This window comes from Chitinophaga sancti, from assembly GCF_034424315.1.
Lineage (GTDB): Bacteria > Bacteroidota > Bacteroidia > Chitinophagales > Chitinophagaceae > Chitinophaga > Chitinophaga sancti.
The window spans coordinates 6,010,991-6,030,880 of sequence record NZ_CP139972.1; the positions used below are offsets into that span (position 1 = coordinate 6,010,991).

Below are 19,890 nucleotides of genomic sequence, written 5' to 3' on the forward strand. Positions count from 1 at the left end.
CGGAAGATGCGCCTTTTTCTATTTAAACCGCGCATGAAAATTAGCCTCGTAACTATTGCCAACAGGGATTTCCTGTGTGCCTATCAAAATCGTTTTATTCCTTACCTGGTCAATCTTTGACAAAGGAACTATATACGATCTGTGTACCCGTACAAAGGAATGTGCAGGTAGTTTTTCTGACATCACTTTCATTGTCATCCGTATTACCAGTGGTGGTTGATTATGCAGATGAATTTTCAGATAGTCGTCCAGCCCTTCAATAAAAAGTATATCCTTCAGCTCAATCCTTGTTAATCCATAATCCACCCGTAAAACTAATTGTTGCTGTTCATTTTTTTGCAGGCTTTGCTGGTATTGCAGCTGTGCCTGTGCCTTTTGTACAGCCTGTTGAAAACGCTCGAAGGTAAAGGGTTTCAGCAGGTAATCCACCGCATTCAGGTTGAAGCCTTCCACCGCATATTCACTATGTGCAGTGGTGAAGATCACCATGGGTTGTTGAGTGATGGATTTGTATAGATCAGTGCCTGGCATACCCGGCATGTTGATATCGAGAAATAGAAGATCTGCAGGAGATTGCTGAATATATTGCAGGGCCTCTTCCGGCTTATTGAAAGTTTGTTGCAGGCGTATAAAATCAATCCGCTCACAAAAGTTCGAGATCAGCGTGAGTGCCGGCAATTCATCATCTATGGCAATAGCTTGTATGATCATATAAGTTGCAAAGTGAGTGAAACGGAAAAGTGATCGGCAGCATCCCTGATATCCAGTGTATGACGGCCAGGATACAGGAGTTCCAGGCGTTTTCTGGTATTCTCTATACCCAGGCCACTGCTGGCAGCAGGAATATCATTGAAGGTCACTTTTTTGTTGAATACATGAAACTGCAATAACTGCTCGTCTATACTGATGTCTATTTCAATAGCCGCATCTTCTGCTGCATTGATGCCATACTTAAAAGCGTTTTCGACAAAAGAGATCAGGATCAGCGGTGCAATCAGCTGACCCGAAGGCCCGCCCTTAACTGTAAATGTCAATGGCAGAGAAGTGCCAAAACGGATCCGCTGCAATTCAATATAGTCGCGGATATAATCAATCTCCCTGGACACTGGCACCATATGATGGCCGGCATCATTGAGCACATAACGCATCATGCCTGATAGCTTGACGACAGCGGTCGGCGTTTCGTCAGATTTTACAACTGCCAGCGAATAAATACTATTGAGCACATTGAAAAGAAAATGCGGATTGATCTGTGCTTTCAGGTAAGATAATTCCGCATTGAGTTTTTCCTGTTCTGCTTGTTTCCATCGATTGCGAATTTTCACAATCAAGGAGAAAAAGAATACAGCCAGAAAAAGAAAAATCTGGTGCCCCATGTCTACCAGAATGAAATGTTTGCGGGGCTCCGGAGGCATGCTGAAATGCGGTGGGGGAGGCCCCTGATGAAATACATTATCGCCCACAATCAATGCATTTGGCAGTAATACGATCAATCCAAAACAGACGATAGCCAGTGCAAAAAAGCTGACATACTTTCTGCGGAAATAAAATGTAGGTATGAGCCAGAAGAAATTAAAATAGAAGAACAGCAGCAACAGCACATATACAATGAAATCCCGCATGGCCGGGGGAAAACGTAGCAGATCGTATAAGTTGCTGGCATCAGGCGAAAAGACGATAGGCAGCGCCAGGAAGGTAACGCAGCCGGCTATGTGTATCAATAGCTGTCTTATTTTATCGCCTGTAAATGCTGGAGCCATGTATTACAAATATAAGGGAATATCCCTCCTTTTCAGCGGCCTGCAGGCTCATGCACCTGGTCAAAAATTCCTTTTGCTGAAGCTGAAAGCAATCGTTTGATGCTTATTCTTATTTTTGTAACATGATCAAACGAATCCTTGGACTTTGCATCCTCTTGCCGCAGCTGTTACATGCGCAATTACCAGAGAAAAATTATCCTCGTGGGTATTTCCGCAATCCACTGGATATACCTATCCAACTGGCGGGTAACTTTGGCGAACTCCGCCCTAATCATTTCCACGCAGGTCTTGACATCAAAACCCAGCAAAGGGAAAACCTGCTGGTACATGCCGCCGCTGATGGTTATGTAAGCCGCATCGGGGTGTCGCATACCGGCTATGGTAATGTAGTATACATCACCCACCCCAATGGGTATACTACCGTATATGGTCACCTGAATCGTTTCTTCCCCGCATTGGAAGAATACGTAAAGCAACAGCAATACTCCGCAGAAAGCTGGGTACAGGATCTGAAGATCCCTGCCGGTAAGTTTCCCGTAAAGAAAGGAGAGCTCATTGCATGGAGTGGTAATACCGGAGGTTCCGCAGGTCCACACGTACACTTCGAGATCAGAAGTACACAATCAGAACACGGACTGAATCCGTTATTATTCGGTTTCGACATAGCAGATGCTACCGCACCTGTCGTATCCCGCATTGCGATCTACGATATGGAAAGGAGCATCTATGATCAATCTCCCATCATCCTGCCTGTAAAGAAAGTAGGCAGTGAATACATAACCACTACCCCCGTAGTAAAAGTAAGAGCTGCCAGTGTAGGGCTGGGGCTGACAGCTGTTGATAAGATGAGTCCTACAGCACCAAATACCTACGGTATCTACCAGGTGGTACTGTTTGATGAAGATGTGCCTAATACCAGTTTTACCATCGACAATATTGGCTTTGATGAGTCACTGTACATCAATGCACATATTGACTATAAAACGAAGAAGAGCGGTGGTCCATGGATCCAGCTCTTATTTACCGAACCGGGCAACAAGCTGAGCATCTACCAGGATATGCAGGGCGATGGGGTACTGGATCTTTCCGATGGGAAGCCCCACCCTGCGAAGATGCAGGTAAAGGATGCCTATGGCAATACCAGCGTGGTGAAACTGACATTGCAGCAAAGTGGTGAGCCGGATAAAGAAGCTCCCTGCGCGAATACCATGTATGCTGAATCCAGGAATATCTTTGAAAACAACCAGGTGGAGTTTTATTTAGATGAAACCGCACTATACGACAAGATCTGTTTCAATTATGCAGAACTGGATGGCAAGGGTGGTTTCCCTGCGTATCGCCTGCATACCCCATTAGTACCTGTGCACACACCTTTCAATCTTCGCCTGAAACCAGTAAAACCATTGCCGGCAAACCTGGCGAACAAGGTGGTGATGGTTAGGGAAGGACTGGGCGAAACCATTACCGGAACCACCATCGACAATGGCTGGTATGTAGGTAAGTTCAGGGAGTTCGGCAACTTCCGCCTCGCAGTAGATACGATCGCACCTAAGATCACCATTATCGGTGGATTAAAAAGTGGCGCGAACCTGTCTAAGGCAGGTAAACTGTCCTTTGCGATGAGCGATGCAAATGGCATTAAGAGCTATCGGGCAGAGCTGGACGGTAAATGGCTGATGTTCTCCCGCCGTAGCAATGTGCTGACATATAACTTCGATAATCATTGTCCTGCAGGCAACCATACACTGGTATTAACTGTTACTGATTTAGCCGGTAATGCATCGGTGTATACATTTAAATTTACAAGATGACACATTTGAAAGAAGGAGATAAAGCCCCGGTATTTAAAGGGCTCGATCAGTCAGGGAATAAAGTATCCCTGTCTGATCTGAAAGGAAAGAAAGTGATATTGTATTTCTATCCGAAGGATATGACACCGGGATGTACAGCACAGGCATGTAATCTCCGTGACAATTACACCGCTTTACTGCAAAAAGGTTATGCAGTAGTCGGCGTAAGTACAGATGGAGAAAAAAGCCATCAGAAATTCGCAGAGAAATATGACTTGCCTTTTCCATTACTGGCAGATGAGGATAGAAAGATCGTAGAACAATACGGGGTATGGGGTGAAAAGAAATTCATGGGCAAAGTTTATGACGGCACTCACCGAACTACTTTCCTCATCAATGAGAATGGGGTGATAGATAAGATCATCTCAAAACCAGATACCAAAAACCACACAGAAGAGATCCTCGAAATTTGGAAGTAGATCCCGGTGTTTTTAAAGCCTCCGCAGGAGCGCTCATAAAAAACAGGAGCATCCATAAAATGAATAAGCCGCGGTCGTAGACCGCGGCTTATTCATTACTATTTATTTAAGTCGAAACTATCTCTTCTGACGTTGTTTCTTGAACAGGTTACCTGTCTTAAACTTATTACCCTCAGGGCTACCTACACGGTCCATTGCACAACGGAAACCAACAGTGTTAGTCGCCATATCTTCCTGCATGTAACGACGTGTACCAGGAGACAGCCAATAAGCACGGTCATTCCAGCTACCACCCTTCACTACGTGAGACTTATCGTTGATCAGGGAAGTTACACCATAACCATACTCAACCTGTGACAGGGTATCACCATCCAGGTAGTTGATCACATCACCTTTCTGGTAGTTCAGACGGTTAGCACTTTCCTCATCAGTTACATCACGCATTTTCAGGTGACCCAGGCTATCCTTTTCAGGCTCATTTTCGCCATTCATATAGGTAGTCTGGAACTTGTTACCACGGAAGTAGTTGAAGTCATCACCGTCGATCGGGTTCAGCGGACGATATACGTCAAGTACCCACTCGCTCACGTTACCAGACATATTATAGATACCGAAAGTGTTCGGGAAGTAAGCAGTAATCGGACCAGGGATAGACGCACGGTCATTCAGACCACCGGCCATACCCATGTTATCACCGGAACCACGTTTGAAGTTAGCCAGGAACTGACCTTGCCATGCACCACGGCGGATATCTCTCAAACCGCTGTTGTTGGTACCCCAGGAATACACCTGTTTGTTCATGATCAACTCCTCACCACGTTTACCTTCTTTCTTGGAAGGACCAGGGTTCTGACCAATGTAACCCAGTGCCGCATATTCCCACTCAGCTTCTGTTGGGAGGCGGTAGTTTGGTAACATTACACCGTCTTCAAACTGTGCAGTACGTGGAGAACCATCAGAGTTTCTGAACTGTTCTTTGGTTTGTTTTGTCATCTTGCCGGGAATACCTTCATACAGACCAGCCGTGTAAGACTTAGTGTCGAAAGTATTATCATCAGCCTGATTGTTCATATCTGTTTTAGACAGCAGTCCTTTTTCGATCAACAGCTTCTCATTCACACGGTTAGAACGCCATTTACAGTAGTCAACAGCTTGTTTCCAGTTCACACCTACTACCGGATAATCGTTATAGGCAGGGTGACGGAAATAATATTCTACCAGCGGCTCGTTGTAAGCCAGCTCGCTACGCCATACCAGAGTATCCGGTAAAGCCTGGCGATAAACATTCGGGAAAGACTCATTGTACATGCGACGTAACCAATGCAGATACTCGCGATAGTGTACATTGGCTACCTCTGATTCATCTATATAGAAAGATGATACAGTGATACGACGTGGAATGTTATTCCAGTCAGCCATTACGTCCTGCTCGGTTGCCCCCATGGCAAAGGTACCACCCTGTACGAATACAAGACCAGGGCCAGTTTGCTGATCTTTATTTTTTGCCACACTGAAACCACCCATCTTTGGGTCATTGTAGTTCCAGCCGGTAGCGGTGGATTTATCCTTCTTTTTACTGAAGGCCCCGCCGCCATTCTTATTACAGGCAGTCATTGACAGCATGACACTGGCGCCTAAGAGGAATGAGACAGAGGTTAATCTATGCATGCGATTCAACTTTATTATTTGATATTTATGGTAAACGCAAATTTAGCACATTTTATTTTATAGTAAAAATAATTAATCTGTAAGGCTTTGCGTTATAATTAGCCGTATGATGTTTTAAATCAATGCTTTGTATTTTCATGGGAGGGATGGCATACGTATTATTTTAATATTATCTGCGTCCCTTTCAGTGCTTCTGTTCACCAGGTTTTTCCATTCGGTATACTAATATACGGTTTCGAAGGATATACTGTGATATGGTAAGCAATTTTTCCTTTTCCGGTGTCTACCGGGTGGTCGATTCAGGAGATAAATATAGAGTAATTTTGTTATGTTTGCGCAAATTCCCTGCATGAAATTTTACGGACTGTGTTACATACTGTTAGGTGTGGTGACCTGGCTTTTACCAGTGCAGGCGGCAGGTCGTACAATACCAGATGCAGGTCGTACTACTCCCCATGCAGACCATTCTGTACTGGCTTCCGGTACATGGTACAAACTCGCTGTTGCCCGCGAAGGGATCTACAAGATCGATAAAACCCTGCTAAACAGTATGGGTATCAATACCTCTGCCGAAATCCGCCTCTATGGCACCGGTGGTCGCATGCTCCCGGAGGCAGTAAATGGCACCCGCTATGATGACCTTCCGGAACTTGCGTTGATGGCAGTTAATGATTACCTGCTGTTCTACGCCCCCGGCCCTCATAGCTGGGCCTACCAGGGTAGCACCTATTTCCACACACTCAATCTTTACAGCGATACAGCTTATTACTTTCTGCAGGTAAGCAGCGGCGGTAAACGTATCTCCACTGATGCCGGCATACCTGTCGCCACTACCACAGTCCAGCGCTTTGATTACCATGACTATTATGAGAAGGATAGCCTGAACCTCTTACAAAGTGGTAAACAATGGTGGGGGCCTGCTTTCAGTACTACTCAAACTGCCAGAACAATCCCCTTTACCTTACCATTTACGCCTACCTCGCTCAGTATCAATACAAGAGTTGGCGCACGCAGTGGTGGCAACAGTAAATTTGATATCGCTATCGCTGGTATTAAAGCCGGTTCACTCACAACTGCTGCCATCACGGGAAATATTTTTGAAGCATTTGCAACCACCACTTCAGGGACCTTCTCTGCTACGGTCACAGGTACCGCATGCCCGGTCACTTTTACCTTTACACCCGGAGCAAGTGGAGCTACCGCCTGGCTGGACTATATAAATCTGAATGCGCGCATCCCTTTGCAGTTAACTACAAATGCACCCCTCTTTTTCAGAGATGCAGCCTCAATCGGTCAAACGCCTGAGTTCTTATTGCAGGGTGCCGGTACACAAACTAAAATATGGGATATCACTGATCCCATTGCCCCTATACAACTTACTACCAGCCTGAATGGCAGCACCTTATCCTTCACCCGTGAAGCCCCTTCGCTACATGAATATGTTGCTTTTGAAGACCAGGGTTTACTCAGTCCAACTTACATGGGTACTGTCGCTAACCAGGATTTACACGGCATCAGCGGGGCGAATATGCTGATTATCACTACCAATGCTTTGACGGCTTCCGCCCAAAGGCTGGCCAGCTGGCATACATCGCACGATGGCCTGTCAGTTCAGGTGGTAGATGTAGCGCAGATCTATACAGAATTCAGTTCAGGCAATCCTGATCCTACCGCTATCCGTGACTTTATCAAAATGGTGTATGACAGGGGAGGGCTGCAATATGTATTGTTATTTGGGGATGCTTCATATGATTATAAATATCGTATTAGCGGCAATACGAACCTGGTGCCTACCTGGCAATCCACTATTTCTATTGATCCTATTTACGCTTATCCTTCTGATGATTTCTTTGGCTTTTTGTCTGATGCCGATGATATCAATAATGCAGGTATGGCCAACCAAATGGTAGTGGGAGTGGGGCGCTTACCCGTAAAGAATACCAGTGAGGCAGATCTGGTAGTTAATAAAATCATTAATTATCACAGCGCTTCGCGTTTTGGCCGCTGGCAGCAGCACATCACTTTTGTAGCAGACGACGGGGATGATAACCTGCATTTGCAGGATGCAGAAAGTATGAGTGCCATCGCAGCACAGCAATGGCCCGCAGGCAATATTAATAAGATTTACCTGGATGCTTATACCAAAGTAGCTGATGCCGGCGGCAGCCGTTACCCTACGGTAAACACAGCTATTGCAGAGGATGTCTACGATGGAACCCTGATCTGGAATTACACGGGGCATGGCAACTATTCCCGCCTGGCAGAAGAAGTGATCATGGATGCCGCTTCCTTATCATCCTGGAAGAATAGTACAAAATTACCTTTGTTTATTACGGCTACCTGCGATTTCGCACCTTTTGACAATCCGGCCTACAATTCCCTGGGAGAGCAGGTCTTACTACAGGAGAATGGTGGCGGCATCGCACTGATGACTACCACGAGAGCTGTATTTGCAGCATCGAACAAGGTATTGAATGCCAACTACCTGGCAAAACTTCTCACACCGGGTATCGATGGCAGAATGCCTACACTTGGTACCGCAGCGATGGAAGCTAAGAACCTGACCTACAGCACTTATAGTGATATTCCTAATAACAGGAAATTCCAGTTACTGGGTGATCCTGCATTGACACTGGCATTCCCACAATACCATGTGGTAACAGATTCCCTGCTGGATGCAAATGGGCAGTTGGCCGATACGATGAAGGCTATGGGAAAATATACTTTCAAAACACACATCGAAGATGCGCAGGGCAATGTGGTGAATGATTATAATGGTAAAATGTACACGACTGTGTACGACAAGCCAGCAGCACAATATACCCTTGCTAATGATGCCGGAAGTACGAAAACCAGCTTTTATTTGCAGCAGCATGTTTTATTTAGTGGACAGCAAACAATAAAAAATGGCAGGATTTCCGGTACCTTTATTATTCCACTGGATATTGATTATACACCAGGAGCAGGAAGTATTAGCTATTTTGCCACGGATAGCGTCACCACAGCGGGAGGCTTGTACGCTGCGGCCCAGGTTACAGGCAGTGCTACGGAAACGGATACTGATACAGAAGGCCCTACAATGAGTGCTTACCTCAATGGCAGTGGATTTGTCAACGGAGATATTACCAGTGAAAACCCGGTATTATACCTACAGCTTTACGATCTTCATGGCATAAATACCACGGGAAATGGTATTGGTCATGACATAGTAGCCACCCTTGATGAAGATAACACCCGGTATTATATACTGAACAACTTTTTTCAGGCTTCGCCAGACAGTTATCAGTCGGGTACAATTACTTACCCGTTGTATGGATTGGCCGCCGGGGAGCATACACTAACAATCAAAGTATGGGATACCTACAACAATTCCAGCACTTACATGTTACGGTTTAAAGTGGTCCAGTCATCGCAGGTGCTCATTCAGAATGCCGGATGTTACCCAAACCCCTTTCACGACCAGACAAAATTTACGCTTGAGCATAATCAGCAGGGCGGAGAGCTTGATGTAAGCATCAGGATTTTCACCCCGGCAGGGCAGCAAATAAAAACTATCCGACATACAATAAATGCTGCGGGTAGCCGTTATCTAGGGGCGAATTGGAACGGCAGGAACGATGCCGGAGCCAGAATGCCGCCTGGGATCTATTTCTATAACATCGTAGTAAATGCTAATGGCAAGAGTAAGATTTTAGGTGGAAAAGTGATCTTATATTGACCTATGCATCAAAAGAATAGAGTAGATTCGCAAATCCCTAGCCAGGCCCCTGTTGATGATTTATTCTAAATTTGGAATTATTTTTACATTTCGTTCTAAACACTATTGCATGTATAATTGCATGAACAAGACGGCAACACTAAAAAATGTAATTTTCACCTGTTGCTTGTTTCTTAGCTTATCAACCGCAGCACAAATTACCACTGGCCAGCTGGATGGTCGTACCAACACCATCAATACAGCGGTGCCGTTCCTGCGCATCTCTCCTGATGCGAGGGCTGGTGCTATGGGTGATGTCGGTGTTGCCACGTCTCCTGATGCTAACTCAATCTACTGGAACCAGGCTAAACTGCCTTTTGCCACAACAAGATCTGCCATCTCTGTTACCTACACTCCCTGGTTGAAAGAACTGGTGAACGATGTATTTCTTGCCAATTTAGCAGGTTATTACCAGCTGGATGAGTTCCAGACTGTTTCCGGTTCACTGCGTTACTTCTCCCTCGGTACCATCAACTTTACTGATATTAACGGTACGCCTACCTCCGATTTCCGCCCCCGTGAGTATGCCCTGGATGCAGGTTACTCCCGTAAGCTGTCAGACAACTTCTCCGTGGCAATCGCAGCCCGCTACATCTATTCGAACCTGGCCAGCGGCGACGTTAACGGTCAGGTGATCAAGCCAGGTACTGCTTTTGCTACCGACTTATCCCTGTTCTATACCAAAGACTTTGAAAAGGACGACGGGGTGAAAAATACCTGGAACCTGGGTGCGGCCTTTACCAATATCGGTACCAAGATCTCCTACACCTCTTCTGCTACCAACAAAGACTTTATCCCTACCAATATGGGCCTGGGTACTTCATATACCTTCGGCCTGGATCAGGCAAACAAGATCATGCTGGCCCTGGATGTCAACAAACTGCTGGTGCCTACACCAGACAGCAATGGCGATTACAGGAACAAAAGTGTGATTGCCGGTATCTTCTCCTCTTTTGGCGATGCACCGGGTGGTATGTCTGAAGAACTGCAGGAATTTAGCGTGTCTGCAGGTGGTGAATACTCCTACAACGACCAGTTCTTTGTACGTACCGGTTACTTCTACGAAAACAAAAACAAGGGTAACCGTAAGTATGTAACTGCTGGTATCGGGGTTAAGTATAATATGTTCGGCCTGAACTTCTCTTACCTGGTGCCGTCAGGAAATGGTATCCAGCGTAATCCATTGTCCAATACATTGCGCTTCTCGCTTGTGTTTGACCTCGGTTTCAAGGCTGATCACAACGAGGCTACCTGGTAAGTCAGCTGATATTGAAATAGTTAATATTTTTTTAAAATATATAAATCCCTCGGATATTTCCGGGGGATTTTTAATTTGCACCCAGAACCACTTATTTTAACGGCAGTGTAACTTTTGAATTTAATATAACGGCCACCAGCTCTCCGCAAAGAGATGACCGGAAAATGAAATTGATACACTGCTATATTAAAGACAACTATGGCAAAACTGAGAATTGGATTAGGCGTTGATTTTCATCAGTTAACGGAAGGAAGAGATTTTTGGCTGGGCGGGGTTTTAGTACCTCACCACAAGGGGGCCCTGGGCCACAGCGATGCCGATGTATTGCTGCACGCCATTTGTGATGCCATGCTGGGAGCCGCCAGCCTGGGCGATATTGGTGTTCACTTTCCCGATACTGACAATGCTTATAAAGGAATAGACAGCAAAATCCTGTTACAACGCACCCAGCAGCTCATTGCTGACAAGGGCTACCAGGTGGTAAATATCGACAGTACGCTCTGCCTGCAGGCACCTAAGATCAAACCTTATGTACCCCAGATGCAGGAAGTGATCGCTAATATCCTGAAACTCACCATCGAAGATGTTTCTATCAAGGCAACTACCACTGAAATGCTGGGTTTTGTTGGCCGCGAAGAAGGCGTAGTCGCTTATGCGAGCGTATTGTTAGAGAAGGAGGAAGTGCCTTATACTCGTTAAAACCAGATAATTAGTAATATCTTTGTCCAATGGCAGCTATTACAGTCAAAATAATTAATAAATCTGCGAATCCACTTCCTTCATATGCTACTGCCGATGCGGCGGGCATGGACCTGAGAGCAAATCTTGAAACAGCCATCACACTTCAACCCCTGGAAAGGGTACTGGTGCCTACCGGCCTGTTCATGGAGCTGCCTGCAGGTTATGAAGCACAGATCAGACCCCGCAGTGGACTGGCCTTTAAACAGGGCCTGACTATCCTGAATACACCTGGTACTATAGATGCCGATTACAGAGGGGAGATTAAGATCATCCTGATCAATCTGTCCAACGAACCACAGGTGGTAGCTCCCGCTGAAAGAATTGCCCAGATGGTCATCGCACCTTATATCCAGGCTAATCTGGAAGCCGTAGAGCTGCTTACTGAAACTGACCGGGGTGCCGGCGGTTTTGGACATACCGGAAAATCATAATAAATGCACAGCGCCCTTAAAAAGAATGAAACTGCCACACAATGTGCAAACCGCCTGCCAGACTTTAGTCATTTTGGCGGCGCGTTGTTGTTTTTGCTGATGGGGCTGGGCTTCTTAAGTGCCTGTAAAAGTAGTAAACCTGCTACGGCAAGGAATACTACTATATATATCAAAGATCCTACGATCTTACAGCAGCGTGCAGACAGCCTGTTTTTTGCTGCCGAGCGCTCCAAGATCCTGGGCGATTACCGCACCGCTATCACCCAGTTCTCCGACTACCTGCGCCTCATCAAGACCAATCCCACCGCTTATTACGAGCTGTCAAGACTATTCATCGAGGTTCGCAATCCCGGTTATGCACTGGGGTTTGCTAAGAAAGCGGCAGGCATGGATACCTCCAATAAATGGTTCCAGATAACCCTGGCCGATGCCTTTGGTATAGCAGGGCAGTTCGACAGCGCATCTGCCGTATACGGTAGGCTGGCTACCCGCTATCCTGACAATGATGAATATCTCTATAATAAAGGGATGTTCCTTACCAAAGCAGAGCAACCTGAAGCTGCCCTGGCAGTCTTCAATCAACTGGAAAAGAAAGTAGGCCTTGTCGAAGAACTGGTTATCCAGAAAGAAAGGTTGCTGCTCAAACTGGATAGGGTAGACGATGCGGCAGAAGAAATTCACAAACTGGTTAACCAATACCCCGGCGAAGTAAGATATTACCTGCTGCTGGCGGATATTTATAACGCCAATGACCGGAAAGATGAGGCCATTGCACTGTACAAAAGCAGCCTTAAACTGGACTCCGCAAACCCCAGAGCACTGATCGCCCTGGCTAATTACGCAAAGAAGAACGGGGATCACGTCCAATACTGGAATTACCTCACCCGTGCTTTTGCCAACCCGGACTACAGCATTGACGAGAAAGTTTCATACGTATACCCATACTTGCAAATGCAGGGTTCAGATACCACCAAACTACGTGAAGGACTACAACTTGCCCAGCTGGTAATAGAAGCACACCCCGAAGAGGCCAAAGCTTATGCACTGCAGGCAGATATGTACTCCCAGGCAAATTTGCTGGATAGTGCACTGTATGATTACAAAAGAGCTGTGGCACTCGATTCCACACGCTACAGTGTATGGTACCAGCTGATGTGGATCTATAGCCGCAAGGAAGATCCGGCTAACTTATTGAAAGTGAGTAATCTGGTCGCCCAGCGCTTCCCGAAGGAATTTATGGGGCACTATTTTCAGGGGGTGGCTAACTTTTTGCTACAAAATTATCCGGCATCCATTGAAGCACTCAATGAGGCACTGGTAAATGGTAATGTAGACAAGAGTATGAGGGCTGATGTATATTCCCTGCTGGGAGATGCATATCACGCCACAGGGCAGCACGAAGATTCAGACAGTAGTTATGACCGCTCGCTGGTGCTGAAACCGAATGATGCCACCGTATTGAACAACTATAGCTATTACCTGTCACTGAGAGGTGAGCAACTGAACAAGGCAGAATCAATGTCCCGCCATTCGCTGGAACTGGAGCCGGGAAGTGTCAACTACATGGATACATATGCCTGGGTAATGTTCAGAATGGGCAGGTACGAACTGGCAAAACAATGGATGGAGAAAGCACTGCAAACAGCACAGGGGAAAGAAAATCCAGGTATGCTGGAGCACTATGGCGATATACTTTTTAACCTCCACGATGTGGACAAAGCCCTGGAATACTGGCGCCTGGCAAAGGAAAAAGGCGCAAACTCTGTAGGCCTTGCCCGTAAAATAGCAGAGAAGCGGTACATACTGGCAACAGAACGTGAATAAGGGATAACAAAAGATCATGATGAAGCAAACATTAGCACTTTTAGCATTAGGTATTGTAAGCACGGGATTGTTTTCATGCAGGCATACCCGGACAATAGCCGGTACCTCTTTTCCTGTCACAGATACTTCAAAACATACAACACTAACAGATAGCACGGGCAACGCTGAAGCAAATGCTTTCAATAAAGAGCTGCTTAATAAACTCCAAAGCAATGTCATTGCCTACAAAACATTCTCAGCAAAACTGAAAGTAGATTACGAATCAGATACCAAATCGCCTCCTGAAGTGACTGCCAATATCCGCATGACGAAAGATAGCGTGATCTGGATCTCTGTATCCGCTCCTATCATCGGTGAAGTAGCGCGCGCTATCATCACACCGGATAGTCTCAGGGCAGTGAATAAAATGGATAAAAAAGTATACCTGCGCGATATGAAAAATGCACAGGATCTCCTCAATATTCCATTCGATTTTAAAACATTGCAAGACATGATCGTAGGCAACCCGATCTTCCTGACAGATTCTATCTTCCAGGTAGTAAAGACGCCTGCTGTGATCTCGTTCAGTTGTGAAAGTGAAGTGTTCACAAGCCTGTTCAACGTATTTGCAGATGACTATGTATTGCAGCAAAGCAAGGTAATGGACAAGGATAAAGAGAAAGGACGCTCGTGTGAGTTGACCTACGGAGAATATAAAACCATGGGTGGACATAAGTTTGCAACCCGTCGCCGCGTTTTCGTAGAAGCAAAAGGTGTAACAAAGATCAACATGGAATTCAACAAAGTTGACTTTGACCAGCCTGTTAGCTATCCGTTCTCCGTTCCTGCAACTTATACAAAGGAATAGTTAAACGTGTTGGTGTTTTAAATTCCTAAAAAAAGAAATTCCTTAATTGTAGGTTCCTTAAGCAAAGCACATTGGGCATACAATTCCAAAATAGGAATCAAAACTACAACATAATCGAACAGTTTGTAATGTGCTGTATTGAACATGAAATTTGTAAATTGCTATTTTGCAGTTATCTTTAAAACCATCATGCTGAATCTGAAGAAGTTTCTCCCATTAGTATTGGCAATAGGATTACTACCGGCCTTGCTCCACGCACAGGCTCCCACTCAATCGCGGGAAGAACTTGAGCATAGAAAAAAAGAGCTGCAGAGAGAAATCGACGAAGCCAATCAGGCCCTGAAGGAGACCAAGAAATCTACCAGGGAGAGCCTCAGCCAGCTGAGAGCCCTGAAAGAAAAGATCACCCTGCGGTCTCGCCTCATCAATAGTATCAACGAAGAGATCAACTTCATCAACGGAGATATCAATACTGCTTATCGTGACATCAAAACCCTGGAGAAAGACCTGGATACCCTGAAGTCGCAATATTCAAAGCTGGTCGTATACGCCTACAAGAACCGTAGCACTTACGACATGCTGAACTTTATCTTTTCTGCACAGACATTCAACGACGCGATCAAGCGTTATCAATACCTGAAACAATACCGTGATTATCGTCGCCGCCAGGCAGACAATATCCTGTCTACACAGGTATTACTGAACAAGAAGATTGAAAGCCTGCGGCAGCAGAAAGAAAAACGCTCGGGTACCCTGAAAACGGAGCAGGAACAACGCACCATTCTCGAAGCCGATAAGAAGGAAAAAGATGATGTGCTGACGGGACTGAAGGGAAGAGAGAAAGAGCTGGTAGCGGACATCAATAAGAATAAGAAAGATGCATCGAGAGTACAGGCTGCTATCCAGGCGGTAATCCGTCGTGAAATAGAACTGGAACGTAGAAAAGCGGAAGAGGAAGCACTGGCAAGACGTAAAGCAGCAGAAGAGAAGAAACGCAGGGAAGAAGCTGCCCGTAAAGCCGCCGCTGCAGCCGCAGCAGCAGCTGCCGCCAACAAGGCAGCAGAAAATAATACTGCAAAGACCACTACGCCTGAACCAAAACCTGCAGCACCGGAACCTAAACCGGAAGTGGTGAAAACACCGCCGCCGGCACCGGTAGCAGACGATAAACCAGTACGTACAGAGAACGTCCTTGAAGCAACACCAGAAGCACTGGCATTGTCAGAAAGCTTTGAAAATAACAGGGGTAAATTACCATGGCCGGTAGCATCCGGTAATATTATCGGTCACTTCGGTAAACAACAACATGCGGTGATGGAAAGGATCACGGTAGAGAATGATGGGGTGATCATCGGTTGTAGTAAAGGTGCACCAGTCAAAGCGATCTTTACCGGTGAGGTGAGAAAGGTGGCGGTGATACCCGGTGGCGGATCCCTCATCATCGTCAGACATGGTCAGTACTTTACCAACTACGTACGCCTGCAGTCAGTGAATGTGAAGTCAGGTGACAGGGTGACAACAGGGCAGGTGATAGGTACCGCCGGTACAAACGAACTTGAAAACTTAGGAGAAGTCGAATTGCAGATCTATAAAGGGGTATTAAGACAAAACCCCGAATCCTGGATTCGCAGAAAATAAATCGAAGTAAACAAGAACGAAATTTAAAAGATAAAAATTAATGAGGCGGGCTGTTTAAGCCCGCCTCATTAATTTTGACCCCAAAAAAATGGATGACGCACTTTGGACGTCATCCATTTTTTTGATTGATTTATTTAGCTAAAACTAAAGTCCTGTTAATCACCTCCTCATACAGCGCCTCATACTGTGGTATCACATTATTGATATGAAAACGTTGCGCCTGTTCCAACGCGCCCTTCCTCACTTTCGCCAGCTTCTTCTCATCCTTCAGCAACTCAATCGCATGCTTCGCCATACTATCCACATCTCCCACAGGGCTTAAAAATCCCGTTTCCCCATGTATATTCACCTCCGGCAATCCGCCCGCATTAGACGAAATCACCGGCACCTCTGCCGCCATCGCCTCCAGCGCCGCGAGGCCAAAACTCTCATAATCAGAAGGTAACAGGAAAAGATCCGAAATAGACATGACGTCTTCCAGCTGCTCCTGCTTGCCCACAAACCTCACATCCCCGCATAATCCCATTTCCCTGCACATACACTCAATCGCAGGTCTGTCAGGACCATCCCCCACCAGCAAAAGCTTCGCCGGCACCTGTTCCCTCACCTGGGCAAACACCTTGATCACATCCGGCACTCTCTTTACCTTCCTGAAGTTGGACACATGCAGCAGTACCTTTTCACCATTCGGGGCAATAGCATCCCTGAAATGCTTCAGTTCCGCCTCTCTGCGCTTAAACCGTTCAGTATCAACAAAGTTGTAAATCACTTCAATATCTTTCTCAATCTGGAAAGACTTATAAGTTTCCTCTCTCAGGTTATTAGACACCGCTGTGATAGCATCAGACTCATTAATAGAGAAAGTCACCACCGGTGCATAGGTTTTATCCTTGCCTACCAGGGTAATATCCGTACCATGCAGGGTCGTGATAAACGGCACAACGCGGCCTGTTTTACTCACAATCTGCTTGGCAAGATAGGCTGTAGAGGCATGTGGAATAGCGTAATGCACATGCAGCAGATCCAGCTGCTGATTGAGAATTACATCCACCATGGTACTGCTCAGAGCCGATTCATAAGGAGGAAAGTCAAAAAGAGGGTAGGTAGGTACCTGCACCTCATGATAATATATATTGGCATGGAAGGCATTCAGCCTTACAGGTTGCTGATACGTGATAAAATGGACCATATGCCCTTTATCTGCCAGGGCCTTTCCAAGCTCCGTTGCCAGTACGCCACTACCCCCATAAGTAGGGTAACATACTATTCCTATACGCATGTTTGTTTTTTTAGAATGGATAACACCGAATGAAGAGCGCATCTTGCAGAACACGGCTTACATTATTACAGGTCCACAAAATTATAACATTTTAAGATGACATATCGGGAATTTGGGATTAACGGTGTCTGCCGTAAGTCAAATTGAAGGATTCCTCCCATGGGATCAGCCACCTGTCTACGGGGGCGGATCCATTGTATTTCAATCCAAAAATACCCGCAGTGCCCTGTAGGGGCTCTGCGGCCAGCCAGGCCAAATAAAAAAGGGAACCCCATCCATCTATGTTAATTTTGAATTAACAGGTACTAATGATTAGATTTAGCCCTTAAATTGACAGTGTTTATATGTTTATGAGAAGATACATCCTACCGGTATTATTGACCTGCAGCTTGCCGGCATTAGCCCAACAAAAAGAAGACGATTCCCTGGCATTTCGCCGTATAGCCAACGAAATCCTTACCAACAGTATGGCATATGCCAACCTGAAAGTATTGACGACTGAAATAGGAGGCCGCCTGGCTGGTTCTCCAGGTATGGTGAAAGCTGAAAAGTGGGGGGAAAAAGCCCTGCAGGAAGCCGGTGCTGATACCGTGTACTTACAGGAGTGTATGGTACCCCACTGGGTAAGAGGTGCGAAGGAAGAAGCCCGCATTATCAGCCGCCGCCGTGACTTCATTCCACCACTGGCAGTACTGGCCCTTGGCAACTCAGTAGGTAGTGGTCCTGCCGGCATTACTGCTCCTGTAATAGAAATTGCATCTTTCGATGACCTGGAAGCAAAGAAAGACCAGGTAAAAGGAAAGATCGTGTTTTATAACTATCATTTCAAACCCACCTTTATCCACACCTTCGAATCTTATGGTGATGCAGTGAAATACAGGGGGCGTGGTGCCAGTGCAGCCGCTAAATACGGTGCCACGGCAGTGATCGTACGCTCTATGTCTCACGGTGCAAACAATTTCCCGCACACCGGTGCCATGAGCTATGACGAAGCATATCCAAAGATCCCCGCAATAGCGATTGGCCTGGAAGATGCTGACCTGTTGAGCAGGCGCCTGCAAGATGAAAAGGACCTGAAAGTATACCTCCGTACCAATGCGAAGATGCTGCCTGACACGATTGGTCACAACGTGATCGCTGAGCTGAAAGGTAGTGAACATCCTGAACAGATCATCACCGTAGGTGGTCACCTGGATTCATGGGATGTAAATGAAGGTGCGCATGATGATGGTACCGGTTGTGTGCAGGCAATTGAAATACTGAGAACCTTCAAGGCACTGGGTATTCGTCCTAAACACACACTCAGGATCGTGTTGTTTGCAAATGAAGAAAATGGTACCCGCGGTGGTAAAAAATATGCAGAGGTAGCTAAAGCAAAAAATGAACAGCATATCTTCGTTTTAGAGAGTGATGCAGGTGGATTTACACCCCGTGGTTTTGCATTTACCATGCCGGTGGAAAAGAGAGCGAAGATCCAGTCATGGGCACCTTTATTCCGCCCCTACGACGTGACTGATTTCACAGGAGAAGGTGGTGGTGTGGATGTAGGCCAGATTGCAGAAGCAATGGGTATTCCAATGGGTGAATTGCTGCCCGATTCACAGCGTTATTTCGATCTGCATCATGCAGCAAACGACGTATTTTCTGCTGTAAACAAGCGTGAGCTGGAACTGGGTGCATTCAGCATGGCGGGTTTACTGTACCTCGTAGATCAATACGGACTATAAGCTAACCAGGGGCCGACTAATAGTAAAATGAAGGCACTGAGAATTGCGTAAAAGCCATTTCGTCTCCATCACGGGGGGTACCCTTTTTTAAGCCCCTACAGCAGTTTATCCGAAGCATATAATTCATAAAACATATACCATGGGCAAGTTCCTTTTTACTGTAATAGCAGTGGTGGTGTTGCTGATAGCAGGAGTGGTAGGTTACAGGTATTATTTCGTGTTTGGCAGGGGCGTAAAAGCCGGGGAGCTGAACTACTTTGTAGAGAAAGGTTATGTCTTCAAAACTTTTGAAGGCAGACTGATACAGAGCGGCTACCGCTCCAGGCAGCCAGGTGCCTTGCAGTCAAACGAGTTCCGCTTTTCTGTAACGAACGATAGGGTGGCAGATCAGTTAATGCGTGCCAGCGGAAAATTTGTGGAATTGCATTACAAAGAATACCTCGGGGCATTGCCCTGGAGAGGGTTTAGCAATTTTGTAGTTGATAGTGTGCTGTCAATAAAGGAACCTGTTTATTAACGGATGCTGACCGCAGGCCACACGTATAAGAAAAGAGACAGTATCAAAAGTAACGATACCCGGATTTAATACGGGTACATGATGGAGAGAATTTTTGTTGATGAAATTCTCAATACCTTCAAATTACTTTTGACACTGCCTCTTTTTCTTTGAAAATGGTTTTCATGCCCCTTG

15 protein-coding genes are annotated in these 19,890 nt (G+C 46.0%); 11 read left to right on the forward strand and 4 right to left on the reverse strand.

The window, feature by feature from the left end:
- Window positions 1–18: 18 nt before the first annotated feature.
- Entirely contained in the window at window positions 19–711 is a 693-nt protein-coding gene (locus U0033_RS23570) for a LytR/AlgR family response regulator transcription factor (protein WP_072364083.1), read from the reverse strand.
- Complete coding sequence (locus tag U0033_RS23575; protein ID WP_072364082.1) at window positions 708–1,760, reverse strand: sensor histidine kinase; 1,053 nt, start codon at window positions 1,758–1,760, stop codon at window positions 708–710. Before U0033_RS23575 ends, U0033_RS23570 begins: the two co-directional genes overlap by 4 nt.
- 122 nt (window positions 1,761–1,882) lie before the next feature.
- Between U0033_RS23575 and U0033_RS23580 the strand changes: the two genes are divergently transcribed.
- Window positions 1,883–3,571, forward strand: a complete 1,689-nt coding sequence (locus U0033_RS23580; RefSeq protein WP_072364081.1) for a peptidoglycan DD-metalloendopeptidase family protein — start codon at window positions 1,883–1,885, stop codon at window positions 3,569–3,571.
- Entirely contained in the window at window positions 3,568–4,029 is a 462-nt protein-coding gene (bcp, locus tag U0033_RS23585) for a thioredoxin-dependent thiol peroxidase (protein ID WP_072364080.1), read from the forward strand. Before U0033_RS23580 ends, bcp begins: the two co-directional genes overlap by 4 nt.
- Before the next feature lie 117 nt (window positions 4,030–4,146).
- Here bcp and U0033_RS23590 read toward each other — a convergent pair whose 3' ends face one another.
- Complete coding sequence (locus U0033_RS23590) at window positions 4,147–5,697, reverse strand: SUMF1/EgtB/PvdO family nonheme iron enzyme (RefSeq protein WP_072364079.1); 1,551 nt, start codon at window positions 5,695–5,697, stop codon at window positions 4,147–4,149.
- A gap of 349 nt (window positions 5,698–6,046) precedes the next feature.
- Between U0033_RS23590 and porU the strand changes: the two genes are divergently transcribed.
- From porU to U0033_RS23625, 7 genes are all read left to right on the forward strand, one after another.
- Window positions 6,047–9,415, forward strand: coding sequence for a type IX secretion system sortase PorU (gene porU, locus U0033_RS23595; protein WP_072364078.1), 3,369 nt, complete (start codon window positions 6,047–6,049; stop codon window positions 9,413–9,415).
- A 109-nt stretch (window positions 9,416–9,524) separates the two neighbouring features.
- The gene (porV, locus tag U0033_RS23600; RefSeq protein ID WP_072364077.1) at window positions 9,525–10,712 is read left to right on the forward strand and encodes a type IX secretion system outer membrane channel protein PorV; all 1,188 of its coding nucleotides are present in this window, start codon (window positions 9,525–9,527) and stop codon (window positions 10,710–10,712) included.
- A gap of 198 nt (window positions 10,713–10,910) precedes the next feature.
- A complete protein-coding gene (gene ispF / locus U0033_RS23605) occupies window positions 10,911–11,411 on the forward strand; it encodes a 2-C-methyl-D-erythritol 2,4-cyclodiphosphate synthase (RefSeq protein ID WP_072364076.1) in 501 nt (166 codons plus the stop codon).
- 29 nt (window positions 11,412–11,440) lie between these two features.
- Window positions 11,441–11,884 carry a dUTP diphosphatase gene (gene dut, locus U0033_RS23610; protein WP_072364075.1) on the forward strand — a complete coding sequence of 148 codons (444 nt, stop codon included), beginning with the start codon at window positions 11,441–11,443 and terminating at the stop codon, window positions 11,882–11,884.
- A 3-nt stretch (window positions 11,885–11,887) separates the two neighbouring features.
- Window positions 11,888–13,708, forward strand: a complete 1,821-nt coding sequence (locus tag U0033_RS23615) for a tetratricopeptide repeat protein (protein WP_072364074.1) — start codon at window positions 11,888–11,890, stop codon at window positions 13,706–13,708.
- 16 nt (window positions 13,709–13,724) lie between these two features.
- Window positions 13,725–14,555, forward strand: coding sequence for a DUF4292 domain-containing protein (locus U0033_RS23620; protein WP_072364073.1), 831 nt, complete (start codon window positions 13,725–13,727; stop codon window positions 14,553–14,555).
- Between the two features lie 144 nt (window positions 14,556–14,699).
- Window positions 14,700–16,193, forward strand: coding sequence for a murein hydrolase activator EnvC family protein (locus tag U0033_RS23625; protein ID WP_072364072.1), 1,494 nt, complete (start codon window positions 14,700–14,702; stop codon window positions 16,191–16,193).
- Between the two features lie 130 nt (window positions 16,194–16,323).
- Here U0033_RS23625 and bshA read toward each other — a convergent pair whose 3' ends face one another.
- Window positions 16,324–17,472 carry an N-acetyl-alpha-D-glucosaminyl L-malate synthase BshA gene (gene bshA, locus U0033_RS23630; RefSeq protein WP_072364115.1) on the reverse strand — a complete coding sequence of 383 codons (1,149 nt, stop codon included), beginning with the start codon at window positions 17,470–17,472 and terminating at the stop codon, window positions 16,324–16,326.
- A gap of 350 nt (window positions 17,473–17,822) precedes the next feature.
- Here bshA and U0033_RS23635 point away from each other — a divergent pair, with 350 nt between their 5' ends.
- Window positions 17,823–19,199, forward strand: a complete 1,377-nt coding sequence (locus tag U0033_RS23635) for a M20/M25/M40 family metallo-hydrolase (RefSeq protein WP_072364071.1) — start codon at window positions 17,823–17,825, stop codon at window positions 19,197–19,199.
- 139 nt (window positions 19,200–19,338) lie between these two features.
- Entirely contained in the window at window positions 19,339–19,716 is a 378-nt protein-coding gene (locus U0033_RS23640; protein ID WP_072364070.1) for a hypothetical protein, read from the forward strand.
- Window positions 19,717–19,890: the final 174 nt, after the last annotated feature.

Excerpts from the sequence above, each read along its gene's own strand:
- U0033_RS23620 (WP_072364073.1), top strand. The coding sequence starts at position 13,725 with ATGATGAAGCAAACATTAGCACTTTTAGCATTAGGTATTGTAAGCACG.
- U0033_RS23570 (WP_072364083.1), bottom strand. The coding sequence starts at position 711 with ATGATCATACAAGCTATTGCCATAGATGATGAATTGCCGGCACTCACG.
- U0033_RS23590 (WP_072364079.1), bottom strand. The coding sequence starts at position 5,697 with ATGCATAGATTAACCTCTGTCTCATTCCTCTTAGGCGCCAGTGTCATG.
- porU (WP_072364078.1), top strand. The coding sequence starts at position 6,047 with ATGAAATTTTACGGACTGTGTTACATACTGTTAGGTGTGGTGACCTGG.
- ispF (WP_072364076.1), top strand. The coding sequence starts at position 10,911 with ATGGCAAAACTGAGAATTGGATTAGGCGTTGATTTTCATCAGTTAACG.
- U0033_RS23615 (WP_072364074.1), top strand. The coding sequence starts at position 11,888 with ATGCACAGCGCCCTTAAAAAGAATGAAACTGCCACACAATGTGCAAAC.
- U0033_RS23580 (WP_072364081.1), top strand. The coding sequence starts at position 1,883 with ATGATCAAACGAATCCTTGGACTTTGCATCCTCTTGCCGCAGCTGTTA.
- U0033_RS23625 (WP_072364072.1), top strand. The coding sequence starts at position 14,700 with ATGAAATTTGTAAATTGCTATTTTGCAGTTATCTTTAAAACCATCATG.
- U0033_RS23635 (WP_072364071.1), top strand. The coding sequence starts at position 17,823 with ATGAGAAGATACATCCTACCGGTATTATTGACCTGCAGCTTGCCGGCA.
- U0033_RS23640 (WP_072364070.1), top strand. The coding sequence starts at position 19,339 with ATGGGCAAGTTCCTTTTTACTGTAATAGCAGTGGTGGTGTTGCTGATA.
- dut (WP_072364075.1), top strand. The coding sequence starts at position 11,441 with ATGGCAGCTATTACAGTCAAAATAATTAATAAATCTGCGAATCCACTT.
- porV (WP_072364077.1), top strand. The coding sequence starts at position 9,525 with ATGTATAATTGCATGAACAAGACGGCAACACTAAAAAATGTAATTTTC.
- U0033_RS23575 (WP_072364082.1), bottom strand. The coding sequence starts at position 1,760 with ATGGCTCCAGCATTTACAGGCGATAAAATAAGACAGCTATTGATACAC.
- bcp (WP_072364080.1), top strand. The coding sequence starts at position 3,568 with ATGACACATTTGAAAGAAGGAGATAAAGCCCCGGTATTTAAAGGGCTC.
- bshA (WP_072364115.1), bottom strand. The coding sequence starts at position 17,472 with ATGCGTATAGGAATAGTATGTTACCCTACTTATGGGGGTAGTGGCGTA.